The 15,879-nt window shown below is 61.8% G+C and carries 15 protein-coding genes; 4 read left to right on the forward strand and 11 right to left on the reverse strand.

Annotated features, from left to right (window positions below):
• Nucleotides 1–94: 94 nt before the first annotated feature.
• Complete coding sequence (locus tag B9Q17_RS08845) at nt 95–2,287, reverse strand: EAL domain-containing protein (RefSeq protein WP_244177351.1); 2,193 nt, start codon at nt 2,285–2,287, stop codon at nt 95–97.
• A gap of 182 nt (nt 2,288–2,469) precedes the next feature.
• Here B9Q17_RS08845 and B9Q17_RS08850 point away from each other — a divergent pair, with 182 nt between their 5' ends.
• Nucleotides 2,470–2,967 (forward strand): asparaginase domain-containing protein, encoded by a 498-nt coding sequence (locus tag B9Q17_RS08850; protein WP_022988497.1) that lies wholly within the window; start codon nt 2,470–2,472, stop codon nt 2,965–2,967.
• Nucleotides 2,968–2,973: 6 nt separating this feature from the next.
• Here B9Q17_RS08850 and B9Q17_RS08855 read toward each other — a convergent pair whose 3' ends face one another.
• The 8 genes from B9Q17_RS08855 to B9Q17_RS08890 form a co-directional block, all read right to left on the reverse strand.
• On the reverse strand, nt 2,974–3,663 hold the full coding sequence (locus B9Q17_RS08855; RefSeq protein WP_094624931.1) for a pseudouridine synthase: 690 nt from the start codon (nt 3,661–3,663) through the stop codon (nt 2,974–2,976).
• Nucleotides 3,663–4,691 (reverse strand): metal-dependent hydrolase, encoded by a 1,029-nt coding sequence (locus B9Q17_RS08860; protein ID WP_094624933.1) that lies wholly within the window; start codon nt 4,689–4,691, stop codon nt 3,663–3,665. The genes B9Q17_RS08855 and B9Q17_RS08860 overlap by 1 nt, the downstream gene beginning before the upstream one ends.
• A 3-nt stretch (nt 4,692–4,694) precedes the next feature.
• A complete protein-coding gene (locus tag B9Q17_RS08865; protein ID WP_094624994.1) occupies nt 4,695–5,921 on the reverse strand; it encodes a lytic murein transglycosylase in 1,227 nt (408 codons plus the stop codon).
• 114 nt (nt 5,922–6,035) lie between these two features.
• Nucleotides 6,036–7,352 carry a phosphate regulon sensor histidine kinase PhoR gene (phoR, locus tag B9Q17_RS08870; RefSeq protein WP_022988493.1) on the reverse strand — a complete coding sequence of 439 codons (1,317 nt, stop codon included), beginning with the start codon at nt 7,350–7,352 and terminating at the stop codon, nt 6,036–6,038.
• 50 nt (nt 7,353–7,402) lie between these two features.
• Nucleotides 7,403–8,095, reverse strand: a complete 693-nt coding sequence (gene phoB, locus B9Q17_RS08875; RefSeq protein WP_094624934.1) for a phosphate regulon transcriptional regulator PhoB — start codon at nt 8,093–8,095, stop codon at nt 7,403–7,405.
• Nucleotides 8,096–8,229: 134 nt separating this feature from the next.
• Nucleotides 8,230–9,114 (reverse strand): 4-hydroxybenzoate octaprenyltransferase, encoded by an 885-nt coding sequence (gene ubiA / locus B9Q17_RS08880; protein WP_094624936.1) that lies wholly within the window; start codon nt 9,112–9,114, stop codon nt 8,230–8,232.
• 77 nt (nt 9,115–9,191) lie between these two features.
• A complete protein-coding gene (locus tag B9Q17_RS08885; protein WP_094624937.1) occupies nt 9,192–9,743 on the reverse strand; it encodes a chorismate--pyruvate lyase family protein in 552 nt (183 codons plus the stop codon).
• Nucleotides 9,724–10,281, reverse strand: a complete 558-nt coding sequence (locus tag B9Q17_RS08890; protein ID WP_094624938.1) for a hypoxanthine-guanine phosphoribosyltransferase — start codon at nt 10,279–10,281, stop codon at nt 9,724–9,726. The genes B9Q17_RS08885 and B9Q17_RS08890 overlap by 20 nt, the downstream gene beginning before the upstream one ends.
• Nucleotides 10,282–10,472: 191 nt before the next feature.
• Between B9Q17_RS08890 and rubA the strand changes: the two genes are divergently transcribed.
• The 3 genes from rubA (at nt 10,473) to tesB (ending at nt 12,765) form a co-directional block, all read left to right on the forward strand.
• Nucleotides 10,473–10,640 carry a rubredoxin RubA gene (gene rubA, locus B9Q17_RS08895; RefSeq protein WP_022988488.1) on the forward strand — a complete coding sequence of 56 codons (168 nt, stop codon included), beginning with the start codon at nt 10,473–10,475 and terminating at the stop codon, nt 10,638–10,640.
• 16 nt (nt 10,641–10,656) lie between these two features.
• Complete coding sequence (locus tag B9Q17_RS08900; protein WP_094624939.1) at nt 10,657–11,814, forward strand: NAD(P)/FAD-dependent oxidoreductase; 1,158 nt, start codon at nt 10,657–10,659, stop codon at nt 11,812–11,814.
• A gap of 90 nt (nt 11,815–11,904) precedes the next feature.
• Nucleotides 11,905–12,765, forward strand: a complete 861-nt coding sequence (gene tesB, locus B9Q17_RS08905; protein WP_094624940.1) for an acyl-CoA thioesterase II — start codon at nt 11,905–11,907, stop codon at nt 12,763–12,765.
• Here tesB and B9Q17_RS08910 read toward each other — a convergent pair.
• Nucleotides 12,732–15,278: an EAL domain-containing protein gene (locus tag B9Q17_RS08910; protein ID WP_094624941.1), complete on the reverse strand. Its 2,547-nt coding sequence runs from the start codon at nt 15,276–15,278 to the stop codon at nt 12,732–12,734. The genes tesB and B9Q17_RS08910 overlap by 34 nt on opposite strands.
• Nucleotides 15,279–15,385: 107 nt before the next feature.
• Nucleotides 15,386–15,832: a flavodoxin gene (locus tag B9Q17_RS08915; RefSeq protein WP_094624943.1), complete on the reverse strand. Its 447-nt coding sequence runs from the start codon at nt 15,830–15,832 to the stop codon at nt 15,386–15,388.
• Nucleotides 15,833–15,879: the final 47 nt, after the last annotated feature.

Below are 15,879 nucleotides of genomic sequence, written 5' to 3' on the forward strand. Positions count from 1 at the left end.
GCCTCCATGACATTGATAATTGTCAGAGCAGTGTAATGGCAGTGCCGGGAGGGGCCCTTGATGCAGGTCATTGGAGTCTGCATCTATTGACGGGCTAATGATCGCTTGCGTGGGAGGGCAGGGGTGCGCCTGTTGATTCGAGACTGGCCCGGGCGGGCTGGCCCCAGTAATAACCCTGGCCCTGCAGGCCGGGGAACTGCTGCAGCCAGACGGCAATGGCTTCTTCTTCCACACCTTCCACGACAACGTCCAGGTCCAGGGCGGTGCCCAGTTCCAGTGCCGCTTTCAGGATTTTCTGGCGGGCCGGATAGTCCAGCACGTTGTGCAGGAAGCTGCGGTCTATCTTCAGTTCATCCAGCCGGAACAGGGCCAGGGTGCCCAGGGAGGAATGGCCGGAACCGAAGTCGTCCAGGGCAATCCGGAAACCCATGTCGCTGAGGATTTCGATGGTATGCCGGGCCAGCTCCGGGTCGGTCATCATGGCGGTTTCGGTGATCTCCAGGATGATATTCCGGGGCAGCAGATGGTGCCGGCGCAGGATCGCCCGGGCCTGTTCGGCGAACAGCGGGTGAGCCAGGTCCTTGGCGGAAATATTGACGCTGATGGCGATGTGGTCGCCGTACCTTGCCCGCAGGCCGCTGGCATCACGGCAGGCCCGGTCCAGCACCCAGCGGGTAACCTGGTGGATAATGCCCACTTCCTCGGCCAGCGGAATCCACTGGTCCGGGGGGATTCGTCCGAATTCGCTGTGTTCCCAGCGCAGCAGGGCTTCCACCGAGCTGATCCGGCCGTCGCGGATACTCACTTTCGGCTGGTATTCCAGCCACATGTCGCCGGAGTTCAGGGCATCTTCAACGTCCAGCATCAGGATCTGCTGGCGGTACTGCCACTCGGCAATAGACGGGTCATAAACACTCAGGGCATTGTCGCTGTTCAGGGAGGCAAAGCCCGCCGCCGACAGCAGGCTGCCGGCGTCGGTGCCATGCTCCGGGGCGTGGGCAATGCCCAGTGACGCAGCCCAGGAGAACGAAAACCGGCCTTCCATGAAGTTGCCCGATAACCAGTCGGCAATGGCACTCAGGGCGCGGGCTTCGAGCTCCGGCTGGTTCGGGCTGCGGCGCAGGGCAAAGGCATGGTTGACGGTATCCAGTGTGGCAATGGCATAGCCGTTGATGGGAATCAGCTGCTCGCCCAATGCCTGTTTCAGGAACCGGTTCATCTTCCGCAGGTACTGCCTCAACAGCTCTTCGGCAGAGCGGTAACCCAGCGCCTGCTCCAGTTCATTGAAGCGGGTCAGCCGCACCATGCACAGCGTGTAAGGGGTTTGCCGGCTGTCGATGGCGGTCAGCGCCTCTTCCAGCATGGGGCGGTTGGGTTTGCCGGTTACCCGGTGGGTTTTCAGGACCCGGTCGTAATCCTGTTCGATGCGCGCGCGCAGTGCCTGTTCTTCCCGGGCGCGGATGTCGGCGCTCAGCCGGCGTTTGCGCTCTTCCAGCAACAGCCGGCCGACACCGCTGGTGAGGATCAGCGAGCCGACGGCTGCCCCCAGAAAAAATGCGGAGTCGGTCAGCGGATTGACCGGCAGCCAGCCGATGGTTGTCAGGGACGTGGTGAGTGCGCCGACCAGAATGGCCAGTACCGACAGGGCGAAATAACGGGCGTAGACGTGCTTGCGGATCTGCCCCAGCACCAGTCCGAAGATGAACATGCCACCGGTGGCGGCAACTACCAGGAACACATCCTGCCCCAGCGGGCCGATGGGGAAGGGGGCCGCCAGCAGGTGCAGGCCGGCGGCCAGGCTGAAGCCCCGGAGTAGCCGGGCGCCTTGCCGGCCCACGGCAATAAAGTGGGGGGTGAATTCACACAGGGCAATCAGGCATAGTGGCAGGCTGACGGACAGCAGGGCGTTGAGCTCCGGTATGCCGGGCCAGATCAGCCAGAGCCCCAGGCCATCCATCACCAGCTGGCTGTAGATAACGCCCACCATCAGCACACTGAGCCAGGCCAGCCCGGGCCGGCGAAGCCTGATGACAATGCTCAGGTTCAGCGGCAGGGCAAACACCAGCATGCCGGTGACGAAGGACTTCCAGACCATGACCGGCAGGTCAGGCTCGGCGATGGCTGTGTCGCCAACCAGCGACGAAGCTTGTTGGCCCAGAAATGCCGCCAGCAAACCATAGATTGCCACTACCAGCAGCACCACAAACGGAAACCAGCGCTGCAGCCCGTTGCCACCGGCGCGCCGGCCCCGCCCTGGGCTGTGTTGGTTTGTGGAGGCTGCGCCCATTCCGTAGCAATCCTGATTGGTGCAAAGGCTTTGATACACAATGTTACTCGATATAACATCTTGCAACATTATGAATTTGAACAAATTTTAATGCATTTAAAGATATTTTACATTTGGAGTTTCATGGGGATGGTTAAAATGAGACCTGTTCCCGATAGCTCCACTCCAACAGAGGATACCCCGTGACCATCCAGATACTGACCACCGGCGGCACCATCGACAAGGTGTACTTTGATGCCAACAGCAAGTTCGAGATCGGTGACAGCCTGTTGCCGGAATTGCTGGCAGAGTCGAACATCCATGAGGGCTATGCCATCCGGGAGCTGATGCGCAAAGACAGCCTGGAACTGACCGATGACGACCGCGACGGCATTCTCGAGGCGGTAAAGCAGACCGAACATTCCCGCATTATTATCACCCATGGCACCGACACCATGGCCCAGACGGCCCAGGTCCTGAAAACCCTGCCCGATCGCACCATTGTGCTGACCGGGGCCATGCAACCGGCCCGGATGCGTCGTACCGATGCCATCTTCAATATCGGCTTTGCGTGGGCGGCGGCCCGGCTACTGCCGCCGGGGGTCTACATTGCGATGAATGGCGAGGTGTTCGAGGCGGGAGCGGTGCGCAAGAACCTGGAAGCCCAGAAGTTCGAACGTATCGATGACGCAGCCCGGTAGCGCTCGCTAAACCGAATCGATTTCTGACCGGGTCAGTTCCCGAAACTGGCCCGGTGCCAGCCCTGCATCCAGTTCAATCGCGCCGATGCGTTGTCTGTGCAGTGCCGTAACATGGTTTCCCACCGCCGCCAGCATGCGTTTGACCTGGTGGTAACGGCCTTCGCTGATGGTCAGCTCTATCTCCTGTTCAGAACAGGCCAGTACCTGCGCCGGTCGCGTGGCCGTGTCTTCTCCGTTGAGCTGAATGCCTTGTTCCAGGGCCTGTCGGGCTTCTGCCGTTAATGGCTCGGCCAGCTGTACCCGATAGGTTTTCGGGCAGTCCCGCCGGGGCGAGGTAACCCGGTGCGACCACTGGCCATCGCTGGTGATCAGGAGGAGTCCGGTGGTGTCTTTGTCGAGCCGTCCGGCAATGTGCACCTGCCGCGCCAGCTCCGGTGGCAGCAGGTCCAGCGCGGTGGGCTGGCTACTGTCGGTGGTGGCGCTGATCACTCCGGCGGGTTTGTGCAACATCAGGTACAGCTCGCCGGGCAGGGTCACCGGCTCGCCGTCGAGCAGCACGCTGTCGCCGGTGTTGATGTTGGCGCTGGTGCTGCGGCACAACTGGCCGTTCACCTGAACCCGCTTGCCGGTGATGGCCCGCTTGGCGTCTTTGCGGGACAACCCGGTGCCGTTGGCAAGGTATTGGTCCAGGCGCATCAGCAAGTATGTCCCTGAGCCGGCGGGGCCAGTGTGGCCAGGCACAGCACCGGCAGCTCTCCGGTCAGCCGGGCCCAGAGCAGCGGCAGGGCGTCCGGATTGATGGCCGGCCTGTCCAGCCGGCCGCTGGGGATCGGGGCTAAGCCCTGATCCGAGAGGTTCGCCAGGGTAAAGGTAAACGGGTGCGCGCCGGGAATGCCCAGGCGGATGTCGGTGGCGATAATCTGTTGGCCGGCCTGCTCATAATGCAGGAAGCCCCGGGTGAACCACTCAAGGCGCCGGGCTTCCGGCAGGTCAGCTACCCGGGCCCGGAGCACCGGATTGCGGGAGAAGTACTCCAGTGACAGTTCCGGCGTGCGATCCAGAAAACCGGTAACAATCTCCACCCGGGTGTCGTCGGTGATGGCCGTGGCTCGCCATAACAGGGTATTGAACGGCATGGGTTGTACCATCAGGGCCGGCTGTTCCAGCCCGGCCCGGGCCAGTGCCGGTTGCACCCTGTCGGTGATGATTTGCTGTGCCACCAGCGTCCAGCCCAGATACAGGGTGGATAGCCCCAGTGCCAGGCTCAGCGCCGTGCGGGCCGGGGGGCGCACCAGAAACGCCAGGCAGCCGGCCAGCAGCGGCAGGGTGTAGAGCGGGTCAATAATGAAAATGCTGTTGATGGCCACCGGTGTGCCGAACGGCCAGAACAACTGGGTGCCGTAGGTGGTGAACGCGTCCAGCAGGGGGTGGGTGATCAGGATAAGCGCTACCAGCGCCAGCCATCGCCGGTAGCTGATAACCGGCTTCCAGCGCCACAGGCCCCAGGCGATCAGCAGCGACAGGGGCGCAAGAATCAGCAGGGAATGGCTGAAACCCCGGTGCTGGGTAAAGTTGGCGACCGCGGTGCCATAGTCGATGACTACGTCGAGGTCCGGCAGGGTGCCCAGCAAGGCGCCGGTCAGCAGTGCCGAACGCCCCAGGGTTTTGCCGGCCACGGCTCCGGCCAGGGTGGCGCCAAGGGTGGCCTGGGTAATGGAGTCCATGGTTCAGCTACCGGCCTGGATATCCAGCGCCTGCAGCAGTTGCCCGGACGGAAAGCCGTCGGCAATCAGGCCTTCGGCTTTCTGGTACTGGCGGATGGCCTTGCGGGTGTTGGAACCCAGAATGCCGTCAGGCTCGCCACTGCTGTAGCCCTTCGCGCTCAGGGTTTCCTGGAGCTGCATGATCTGGTCCCGGGACAAGGCAGGCTGGTCTTCCGGTGGCGGGTTCTGCAGGCCGCCGGCACCGGCCACCCGGTCGGCCAGGTGGCCAACGGCGATGGCGTAGAACTCCGAGCGGTTCCAGCCCATGATGACCCGGAAGTTGCTGTAAGCCAGGAAGGCCGGGCCCTGGTGGCCGCTGGGCACCACCAGTGCGGCTTCAATGGGCTCCCGGGCCAGGGCGTTGCCGAAGGCATCGGTAATGCCCAGTTTCCGCCACTCGGCCAGGGGCAGCCGGCGCCCATCGGCCTGGCTGAAGTCAAAGTTTTCGGGCAGTAACACTTCCCGGCCCCAGCGGTAGTCGCCGTCCCAGCCCATGGATTCCAGGAACTTGCCGGCCGACATCATGGCATCGGGCAGGCTGTTCCACAGGTCCCGGCGGCCATCGCCATCGGCGTCTACGGCGTGTTTCAGGAAAACCGTGGGCATGAACTGGACGTGCCCCATGGCGCCGGCCCAGGAGCCTTCCATCTGCTCCGCCGGAATGGCGCCCTCGTCGATAATGCGCAGGGCGGCAATCAGCTGTTCGGTGAAGAAGGTCGTGCGGCGCGGGTCACAGGCCAGGGTGGTCAGGGCACTGGGCACCTGCATCTTGCCGAAGTAGCTGCCGTAGTTGGTTTCCAGGCCCCAGAACGCCACCAGGTAGGGGGCAGGCACACCGGTTTCCCGGGTCACCCGGGCCAGCAGGTCCTTGTGCTCGGCCAGCATTTCCCGGCCCTTGCTGATCCGGCTTTCGTTAACCCGGCGGTTCAGGTAGTCGGCAAAGGTGGTGGTGAACTCCGGTTGCCGGCGGTCCAGTTCGATTACCCGTTCCAGGTAGCTGACATCGGCCATCACCCGGCTGGCGGTGTCGGCACTGACACCGGCCTGGACCGCTTTGTCTTGCAGGCCTGCCTTGCACTCTGCAAAGGCGGCGTCGGTCATGGTGGGTAGTTCTGCCATCGAAGCCTGGCTGGTAAAGAGCAGGGCTGGCAGGAAAAGGGCAGTCAGGGCGTGACGTACTGGCCCCGGCATCGGCTGATTGGCCACAGTAAAACCTCGCAAGATGAATGGGCGGGTATGAATGCCATGTTAGCGCGTTTTTACGGTTCGGAAATACCGCTGAACCGGCCCGGGAGTGACAATTCTTTAATCCCGGAGTTCCGGTACCCGTTCTACCAGTCGCTCACGGGGGAAGTGGCAGATGAATTCGCTGCCTTCGCCGGGTTTGCTGCGGATTTCCAGGTTGCCATCGTGGTTGATCAGCACGTGTTTGACGATGGCCAGTCCCAGACCGGTGCCACCGGTGTCTTTATGCCGGCTTGGGTCGGCGCGGTAGAAGCGCTCGGTCAGGCGGGGAATGTGAACCGGGTCGATGCCGATACCGCTGTCTTTGACGGACAGATGGGCGCCGTCGCGGTTGGCCGTCCAGGATACGGTCACTTCGCCTTCCGCCGGCGTGTACTTCACTGCGTTGAACACCAGGTTGGAGAAGGCGCTGCGCAGCTGGCTTTCATCGCCCTGCAGTAGCCGGTGGTCGGAAATATTGACGGTAATGCGGTGCTGTTTGCTGCCGCTCAGGGCCTGGGCGTCGTGACAGATCTGGTTCAGCAGGGCATCCATGTCGGCAAGGGTGTCATCTACCGTGTGTTCACCGGTTTCAATACGCGACAGCAGGATCAGGTCGGTAATCAGTGCTTCCATCCGGGATGACTGGGCGGCCATGGTGTTGATGGCCCGGCGCCACTTGGGTGGCAGTTCGTCGGCATGGTCAACGAGGGTTTCGAGGTAGCCGCTGATTACCGTGAGCGGGGTCCGCATTTCATGGGAAACGTTGCCCACGAAGTCCCGGCGCATCTGTTCCAGCTGGTACAGCCGGGTAACGTCCTTGGCCACGATCAGGCGGTCGTCGTCGCCGAACAGGCTGATCTGGATTTGCAGGTGGAGATGGGGCTTGGCCGGGGAGTTCAGTTCCAGCGGTTCCCGGTAGTCCCGGGAGTCGAAGTAGGCCTTGAAGGCCGGGTTTCGGATTAGGTTGTGGATGTACTGGCCCCGGTCGGTACTGCGCCGGAACCCCAGCAGGTGTTCGGCAGAGCCGTTCCACCATTCCATGGTGCCCCGGGCGTCGGTCATGATCACACCGTCGCGCATGGCATTGGTGGATTCCTGAACCCGGTTGATGCGGGCCCGGAGGCGGTCCTGTGTACGCAGGTGGCTCTGGTGCAGCTTGTTCAGGCCATCAAAGATGCTGCCCCACATGCCGATACTCTGGGGCGCTTCTTCGCTGGCGTCCGGGTTGTCCAGCCACTGGTACAGGCGGCGGGCCTGGATCAGGGTCCACCAGAGGTAACCCACCAGGCCAACCAGCAGGCCGTATACCGGTTCACCAAAATACAGGCCAACCAGCGTGGTGCTGGCCAGGATGGCCAGGATCAGGCGCAGATATCGTGACCACTTGTGTTGCATCGGGCGCAGCCTTGTTCTGTGTTCTGGTATCAGGCCAGGGGCCGAAGCGGTTATGCGACCCTGGTGGAGAACCTGTAGCCGGTGCCCCGGACGGTCTGGACCAGGTGGTCGTAGCGGTCGCCAAGGGCCTTGCGCAGGCGCCGGATATGTACGTCTACCGTACGCTCTTCAACATAGACATTGCCACCCCAGACCTGGTCCAGCAACTGCGACCGGGTATAGACCCGTTCCTGGTGGGTCATGAAAAACTGCAGCAACCGGTACTCGGTGGGGCCCATGGTCAGGGCACCTTCCGGAGTGGTTACCCGGTGGCCGACCGGGTCCAGGGTCAGCCCGTCCACTTCGATCGGGCTGTCGACACCGGCCGGCGTTGTCCGGCGCAGTACCGCTTTCAGCCGGGCAACCAGTTCCCGCGGGCTGAAGGGCTTGGTGATGTAATCATCGGCACCAACTTCCAGGCCCTGGATCTTGTTGTCTTCCTCAACCTTGGCGGTCAGCATGATAATCGGGATGTCGGCGGTTGCCTCTTCCTTTTTCAGCCGCCGTGCCAGCTCGACACCACTGGTGCCCGGGAGCATCCAGTCCAGCAGGATCAGGTCTGGCTGCCGGTCAACAACCAGGGCGTGGGCCTGGCGGGCATCCTCTGCCTCGAGGTAGTCGTAATCAGCCATTTCGAGGGCCACGGCGATCATTTCGCGGATGGCTGGCTCGTCATCGACGATCAGGACAGTTTTTCCATTCATGTGCTTCAACCTGTGTCAGAACCCCGGGAGCAGGATTTGCGCTCCCCAGTAATGTTGCTGGCTCATTACAACGCGTCTTTGTTACAAGTATATGACACGATTGAGCTAGCGGCGGTTCCGTGCCTGCTGGCAACTCAGAGAAGCTGGTCGATCACCAGCCCGGAAAATACCGCAAACCCGGCCCAGTTGTTGTTCAGGAAGGCCTTGAAACAACCTTCCCGGGCACGGTCGCGGGCCAGGTACTGGTGATAGGCAAACAGGCCTGCCATTACCGCCACGCCCAGATACCAGAACGCGCCCAGTTCTGCCTGGCCTCCTACAATTACCAGGATCAGCACCACCAGCGCCTGCAGTATGCCGATGATCGCCCGGTCGGCTTCGCCGAACAGGATGGCGGTGGATTTAATACCGATTTTCAGGTCGTCATCCCGGTCTACCATGGCATAGAGCGTATCGTAGGCCACGGTCCACAACACGTTGGCGGTGAACAGCAGCCAGGTAAGCTGGCTCAGCTCGTTGGCCTGGGCGGCCCAGGCCATGGGGATGGCCCAGGAGAACGCGGCCCCCAGAAACAGCTGGGGCAGGTGGGTGTAGCGCTTCATGAACGGGTAGATAAACGCCAGCAGGGCGCCGCCGAAGGACAGGTACAGGGTCAGCCGGTTGGTGAACAGCACTACCATCAGGAAGGAAACCAGGCACAGGCCCAGAAACAGGACAACGGCTTCCCAGGACTGGATGCGGCCGGTGGTCAGGGGGCGGTCCTGGGTGCGTTTTACGTGGCGATCCCAGTCCCGGTCGGCAAAGTCGTTGATGGCGCAGCCGGCGGCCCGCATAAAGAACACGCCCAGGGTGAAGATAATGACGTTGGCAATAGACGGGCTGCCGTCGCCGGCCAGCCAGAGTGCCCAGTAGGTGGGCCAGAGCAGCAGCAGGCTGCCGATAGGCCGGTCAATGCGAAGCAGGCGGGCGTAGTCGGCCAGGCGTGCCTGGACAGGGTCTGGCAGGGCATTCTGCAACATGGTGCGCTCTTCCGTGGGTCAGGTGCGTGGCAAACACCGGATTATAGCCAGCCAGGGCTTGGGGGTTAAACCGAAGCTTACCGGTACAGCACCGGCAACAGGTATTCGCCCACCATCAGGGCGTTGTTGCCGTGGTGGAACAGGGAACGCCGGGCCAGCCGGGGCTGAAGCGGATGATCGGGCAGGCACAGGCCGGTTTCCAGCGGCCCCCGTGACCAGTCCGGGCTGCTGAACAGAAAGGCACCCAGGGGCTTGTTGCCCAGGTGGCGCAGTTGCCTGCCCTTGCCTTCAAAACACTGGTGGGGGATGACCGTGCGGGCCAGGACCCAGGGCTGGCCATCGCCGCACAGGCGGACTTCGCGGATCCAGGCCTGTTGTCGGGGCTGCAGCCCGAGCCGGCGAACCTCTTCCGGGAACGGCGTGGCGTAGCCTTCGCGCGCGACTTCCACATGGAAGCTCTCGAGGCACCGGTGCTTCAGGGCCTGGGTGAAAGACCCTTCCACCTGCAGCCAGTAGCGGGCCGGGCCGTGAACCTCCGGGTTGCGCAGCCCGGCCGCAGCCAGCAACCGGTACCAGCGGGTAGGCGGGATCTTCAGGCTGTTTTCCCGGTCAGAGTCCTTTGACAGCATAGATGCCGGGGGCGTTACGCCAGTAACCTTTGTAGTCCATGCCGTAGCCGAACAGGAAGCGGTCTTCAACGTAGAGGCCTGTGAAGTCGGCTTTCAGGCCCGGACGGGCCTTGCGTTCGTGAATCTTGTCGACCAGTACCGCGGTCAGCACTTCCCGGGCGCCGTGGGCCAGGCAGTAGTCAGCGATGGCGCACAGGGTGGTGCCTTCATCCAGGATGTCGTCGACAATCAGCACCGTGCGGTCTTTCATGTCGGATTCCGGCTGGAGTTTCCACTCGAGGATGCCGCCGGTGGTTTCCTGGCGGTAGCGGGTGGCGTGCAGGTATTCCGCCTGCACCGGGAATTTGAGGCGGGGCAACAGCTGGCCGGTTGTGATCAGGCCACCGTTCATAACGCAGAACAACAGCGGGTTACTGTCTTTCAGGCGATCGGTGATGGCCGAGGCCATGGTGTCGATGGCGGCACTTACCTGTTGTTCGTCTACCAGGCAGTCGGCTTCAGCCATGACCTGGTTCATTTCGGCGACGGTATCGGTCATAACGGTCGGTCCTGTCGTAAAACCGGCGATTATACCGAACCGGTTGCCCTGAAGGGAGGGGCAGATGGTGGACGGACTATCTGTAATCATGCCTATTGGCACAAAACCCGGGCAACCGGCGTCTCGCGTGGCATTGGTCACAGACCGGGTGGAGGGTATTATGGCGCACGGAATTTTAACGGAGAGCAAGTATGAAGAAGTGGCAGTGTGTAGTGTGTGGCCTGATTTACGACGAAGCCGAAGGCTGGCCGGAAGACGGCATCGAGCCGGGCACAAAGTGGGAAGATGTGCCGGATGACTGGGTATGCCCGGACTGTGGCGTGGGCAAGGAAGACTTCGAGATGATCGAAATCGGCTGATTAACGGAGCAGGACTATGACCGACCAGGCACCGATTGTAATAGTAGGCACCGGATTGTCCGGATACTCGCTGGTGCGGGAACTGCGCAAGCTGGATAAAACCACTCCGGTGGTGATGGTAACCGCAGACGACGGCGTGAATTACTCCAAGCCGATGCTGTCCACCGGCTTTACCAAGGGTAAGGATGCCAAAGGGCTGGCCCAGGGCGTCACCGAGGCAATGGCCGAACAGCTGTCGGTGGACATTCGCACCTACAGCACCGTTACCGGTATTGATACCGGTGCCCGCGAGTTGGTGCTGGGCGACGAGCGGCTGGCCTACAGCAAACTGGTGCTGGCCTGGGGCGCGGATGTGATCCGCCTGGGCCTGGACGGTGATGGCCTGGACCGGGTCTATTCGATCAACGACCTGCTGGATTACCGGGCGTTCCGCAAGGCCCTGGAAGGTGGCAAGCGGGTGGCCATCATGGGTGCGGGGCTGATCGGCTGTGAATTTGCCAACGACCTGCGCAACGGCGGTTATGAGGTGGATGTGATTGCCCCGGATGCCGCCGTTATGCCCAGTTTGCTGCCGGAGGCGGCCGCCAACGCCGTGCAGCAGGAGTTGCAGGCCCTGGGTGTGAACTTCCACCTGGGCACGGTGGTACAGCGGGTGGATCGCGACGGGCAGGGCGTAAAGCTTGCGCTGGCCAACGGCGACACCCTGGCGGCAGACCTGGTGGTTTCTGCGGTCGGTCTGCGGCCACGCACCGAGCTGGCCCGGGCTGCGGGCATTGAAGCCGGTCGCGGCATTGTGGTTAACCGGGCCCTGGAGACGTCTGCACCGGATGTCTATGCCCTGGGTGACTGCGCCGAGGTAGACGGCCAGGTGCTGCTGTATGTATTGCCGTTGATGGCCTGTGCCCGCGCCCTGGCGAAAACCCTTACGGGTGAACGCACCCAGGTGAGCTACGGTGCCATGCCGGTGATGATCAAAACCCCTTGTTGTCCCACCGCGGTGTGCCCGCCACCGGCTGGTGCCGAAGGCGAATGGGACATCGAGCAGGAGGGGTCAGACGTAAAAGCCCGCTTCCTGTCGCCGGCAGGCGAGGTGCTCGGCTTTGCAGTGACCGGCCGGTTTGCCGTGGAAAAACAGGCGTTGTCGCGGGAAGTGCCGCCCATCCACAGTGACTGAGCGTTGCGAAATTGTTTCACCTGAGGTAGAAATTCTTTCGTAAGCTAAGGAGCTGGTCGCTGGCTCCTGACCAAAACAACAGGAGCATGCATGCTGGAAATAACCCGGAAGCTGATTGATTTGCTGGATTTGTCGCCCATCGGAGATGACCATTTTCAGGGTGACAGTGAGGATCTCGGCTTTCCCCATGTGTTTGGCGGCCAGGTACTTGGGCAGGCGTTGATGGCGGCCAGCCGTACCGTTGAAGGCCGGTTGTGCCATTCATTGCACGCCTACTTCCTGCGCCCCGGCAACCACAGCATGCCGATTGATTACGAGGTTCAGCGGGTTCGCGATGGCGGCACGTTTTCGGTGCGCCGGGTCATTGCCCGCCAGGACGGCAAGGAGATCCTGACCGGTTCCATGTCATTCCAGGTGGCCGAGGAAGGGCTCAGCCACCAGTTCCCGATGCCGGAAGCGCCAGAGCCGGAAACCCTGAAATCCGAACAGGAACTGGGGCAGTTGCTGGTGGACCAGGTGCCGGAGAAGCTTCGGGACGTGCTCACCCGGGACCGGCCCATCGAGATCCGCCCGGTGAACCCCGGCAACCCGCTCAAACCGGAGAAACAGCCGCCCTACTGCCAGAACTGGTTCCGGGCCCTGGGGCCACTGCCGGATGATCCGGTCTTGCACCGCTGCCTGCTGACCTACGCGTCGGATTTCTCGTTCCTCGGCACCTCCATGGCACCCCACGGCCGCACGTTCATGAACCGGAACATGCAGGTAGCCAGCCTGGACCATGCCATCTGGTTTCACCGGGACTTCCGAATGGACGAATGGCTGCTGTACGACAAGGACAGCCCCAGTGCCTCCGGCGGTCGTGGTTTCAATCGGGGTAATTTCTTCACCCGGGATGGCGTGCTGGTGGCTTCGACCACTCAGGAAGCGTTGATCCGGGAACGGCAGGGCTGATCTGCCAGCCAGTCGATAATGCGGTCAAAAGGTTGCGGCCGGGCCAGGATATAACCCTGAACCAGGTCGCAGCCCATGCTCTCCAGCAGCTTCAGGGTTTTTTCACTCTCCACACCCTCCGCCACCACGGTGTAGCCCAGGCTGTGGCACATCTCGATGGTGGTGCGCACGATGACCCGGTCCTCCTCCCGCTCTGCCAGCTCGGTGATCAGTGAGCGGTCGATCTTGATCTCGCTGGCGGGCAGCTGCTTGATGTAAGACAGCGAGGAATAGCCGGAGCCGAAGTCATCAATGGACAAGGGGATGCCTGCGGCATTGATGGCTTTCAGGGCTTTCAGGGAGTTGGCCGGGTCCTGCATCATGGAGGTTTCCGTTACCTCGAAGGCCAGCTCTCCGGCGGGGCACTGATAGCTCTGCATCATTCGTTGCACAAACACCGGGAAGTCCGGTTCCCGCAGGTTGTTGGGGGAAATGTTGACGGCGATACGGGTTGGAGCGCCCTTTACCGCCAGCTTTTCCCGTATTTCCAGGGCTTCCCGCAGCACCCAGCGGGTGAGCGGTTTGATCAGGCCGGTTTGCTCGGCCAGTTCGATCACTTCATGGGGCGGGACTTGCCGCTCCCGGTCCGGCCAGCGGATCAGGGCCTCGAAGCCGGTAATGTCTCCGCTTTTCAGGCACTGCTTGGGTTGCAGGTACAGGGTCAGCTGGTTCAGCTCCAGTGCCTGCCGAAGCTCGGACACCAGGGTCAGCCGTTCGGCGCTGTAGGAATCCTTCGACGGCTTGTAATAGGCCACACCCCGTTCCCTGGCCCGTTCCGAACCTTCGGCAATGACGGCTCGCCGGATCAGGGTGTTCACGTCCGTGCCATGATCGGGGTAGATGGCCACCCCCAGCTGGGGGGTGAGCGGTACCTGCATGCCCAGGAAGTCAATGGGCTGGCGGATCACTTCGATATCCCTGAGTACGTGGCGGGGTACGGATTCTGTGCGGTCAGCGTAACTGATCAGCGCGAAGGTTTGCGGGTCCAGGCTGGCCAGGTAGAAGTCCCGGCCCTCGCTCTGTTCTATGGCGACAATGCCGGGCACCTTACGGGTGACATCGTTGAACTGCCGTGATGCCAGTTCCAGTATCCGGTCGGTGTTGCGGTGCCCGAGCGTCTTGGTTACGGCATACAGGTTGTTCAGGTGAATGACTGCAATGCCCAGCCGTTGCTTCGGGTTGCGGCGGATCAGTTCGCTCACCCGCAGCTCGAAACTGCTGCGGTTGGGTAGCCCGGTCAGCGGGTTGTGCAGGGCCTGGTCCATCAACTGCAGTTCCGCGTTACGGCGGGCTTCCAGTGCGTGCAGTTCCGCTTCCCGCGAGTGCAGGCGGTCCTGCCGTTCCCGGTAGATCTGGATTGCCAGGGCCAGGCTGAGCAGCATGGCTTCCAGGGCCGAGCCCAGTTCCATGCCGTAGGAGGTAATAAAGCTGTTGGGAATCCAGCCGTATTTGTTGGCGGCCGTGATCGCGCTGCCGAGGGTCAGTGCCGCCCAGGCCAGGGTGTAGTACATGGCCTGGGGGTTGCCCCTGAGCCACTGCAGGGGGCCGATAAAGGTCAGCAGCAGCGAGCTTGGGATCACCAGGGCAACGCTCAGGCGCATACCGGTGTTGTAATCGATGAACAGGTTGGCCGCCGCCATGGTCAGGTTCAGGGCCAGCACTGCCAGTACCAGGCGATCCATTTTCGGGCTGACCTGTTTAAGCCGTAAAAACGCCCTGGAGAACATCAGGGTGCAACTCATGGCCAGGGGCACAATCATCGCCATCGCCCGGTTCTGTATGGTCGGACTTTCCGGCCACAGTAGCTGGTAGGTAATACCGTTCAGGCCGCCCACCAGCAACAGGTAGCCGAGGGTGGAGAGTACATAGAACAGGTAAACGGCTTCTTTCAGGGCGATAAAGACAAACAGGTTGAAGCAGATAACGGCAATCAGGATGCCGTAATAAACGGCGTGGAGCTGGCTTTCAACGGAGGCCTTTTCGAAATAGCTACGATTGTTCCAGAGCTGCAGTGGTGCCTGCATGGCGCCTTCTGTCTGTATCCGCAGCAACACCTGGTAATTGCCGCCAGGCGCCAGTTGCAGGGGGAACAGGAAGTGGGGGTGTTGTACCGGCCTCTCGGCAAAGGGCATGCGGTCGCCGGTTATTACTTCCCGCAGTAACCGGTTGTCTTTAAACAGATAGAAGCCGATAGCGTCGAGCTGAGGATAGCTGATTTCCAGCAGGTTGCTGTTGCTTGCGTCGGTCACCGGGAACCGGAGCCAGATCTGGTCCCGGATATAGCCAAAATTGGGGGTCTGGTCCGGCAGCCTCTGCCATTGATCCGAGGCCATGACTTCGCTGGCGGTGACGCTGGCATCCGGGGCCAGGCGCAGATACTCCATTTCCGGAATATAGGAAGCCGGTGCCGCATGGAGGTGAAGCGACAAAGTCAGCAAAGCTGTCAACGCTGCCAGAAGCCGGGCCAGTTTCATCAGGATCTGCTGTTACCGTTATTATCGTTATGGGTCGAGTATGGCCTGTCGCTGCGGGTGGCTCAAGGGCAGCCAGACAGAGTTTTGGCAACTTGTGTAAATAATAGTCAGATTCCGTTAACCCAGTCTTTGACCCAGGGCAGGGCTTCGGCTTCCGGCTCCAGGGTTTCCAGCGCGTCTATGCGCAGGGTTTCCCCCACCTTGCGGGCCGCGGTTTCGTACAGGGCTTCTTCCATCAGGTCGCCGGCGCCGCAGAAGGTGTCACCGTAGGAGCTGTCGCCCAGCACGATAATGCCGAAAGGGCGACCGGGCTGCTGTGGCAGTTGTTCCCGCAGCGCCAGGTAAAACGGCAACAGGTTGTCAGGGATTTCCCCCTGGCCGGTAGTAGAGGTGCAGACCAGCAGGGCGTCGTCATTGCCGGTGATGTCTTCCAGGGCCGGGGTCTCCAGCACGGTCACCTGGTGCCCTTCGGCTTCAAGCTCTTCCTTGATCTTGCGGGCGGTCAGCAGGGCGCCGCCGTAAACACTGCCGGTGAGTATTCGAATTGCTGCCATGTTACTGCCTTATATCTGTTCAGGTATCTGCATTGCCGGCAGAGATG

It is taken from the genome of Marinobacter vinifirmus (assembly GCF_002258215.1).
Taxonomy (GTDB): Bacteria; Pseudomonadota; Gammaproteobacteria; order Pseudomonadales; family Oleiphilaceae; genus Marinobacter; species Marinobacter vinifirmus.

Coding starts and splice junctions, on each gene's coding strand:
- B9Q17_RS08845 (WP_244177351.1), bottom strand. CDS start 2,287: ATGGGCGCAGCCTCCACAAACCAACACAGCCCAGGGCGGGGCCGGCGC.
- B9Q17_RS08855 (WP_094624931.1), bottom strand. CDS start 3,663: ATGCGCCTGGACCAATACCTTGCCAACGGCACCGGGTTGTCCCGCAAA.
- B9Q17_RS08860 (WP_094624933.1), bottom strand. CDS start 4,691: ATGGACTCCATTACCCAGGCCACCCTTGGCGCCACCCTGGCCGGAGCC.
- B9Q17_RS08865 (WP_094624994.1), bottom strand. CDS start 5,921: ATGCCGGGGCCAGTACGTCACGCCCTGACTGCCCTTTTCCTGCCAGCC.
- phoR (WP_022988493.1), bottom strand. CDS start 7,352: ATGCAACACAAGTGGTCACGATATCTGCGCCTGATCCTGGCCATCCTG.
- phoB (WP_094624934.1), bottom strand. CDS start 8,095: ATGAATGGAAAAACTGTCCTGATCGTCGATGACGAGCCAGCCATCCGC.
- ubiA (WP_094624936.1), bottom strand. CDS start 9,114: ATGTTGCAGAATGCCCTGCCAGACCCTGTCCAGGCACGCCTGGCCGAC.
- B9Q17_RS08885 (WP_094624937.1), bottom strand. CDS start 9,743: ATGCTGTCAAAGGACTCTGACCGGGAAAACAGCCTGAAGATCCCGCCT.
- B9Q17_RS08890 (WP_094624938.1), bottom strand. CDS start 10,281: ATGACCGATACCGTCGCCGAAATGAACCAGGTCATGGCTGAAGCCGAC.
- rubA (WP_022988488.1), top strand. CDS start 10,473: ATGAAGAAGTGGCAGTGTGTAGTGTGTGGCCTGATTTACGACGAAGCC.
- B9Q17_RS08900 (WP_094624939.1), top strand. CDS start 10,657: ATGACCGACCAGGCACCGATTGTAATAGTAGGCACCGGATTGTCCGGA.
- tesB (WP_094624940.1), top strand. CDS start 11,905: ATGCTGGAAATAACCCGGAAGCTGATTGATTTGCTGGATTTGTCGCCC.
- B9Q17_RS08910 (WP_094624941.1), bottom strand. CDS start 15,278: ATGAAACTGGCCCGGCTTCTGGCAGCGTTGACAGCTTTGCTGACTTTG.
- B9Q17_RS08915 (WP_094624943.1), bottom strand. CDS start 15,832: ATGGCAGCAATTCGAATACTCACCGGCAGTGTTTACGGCGGCGCCCTG.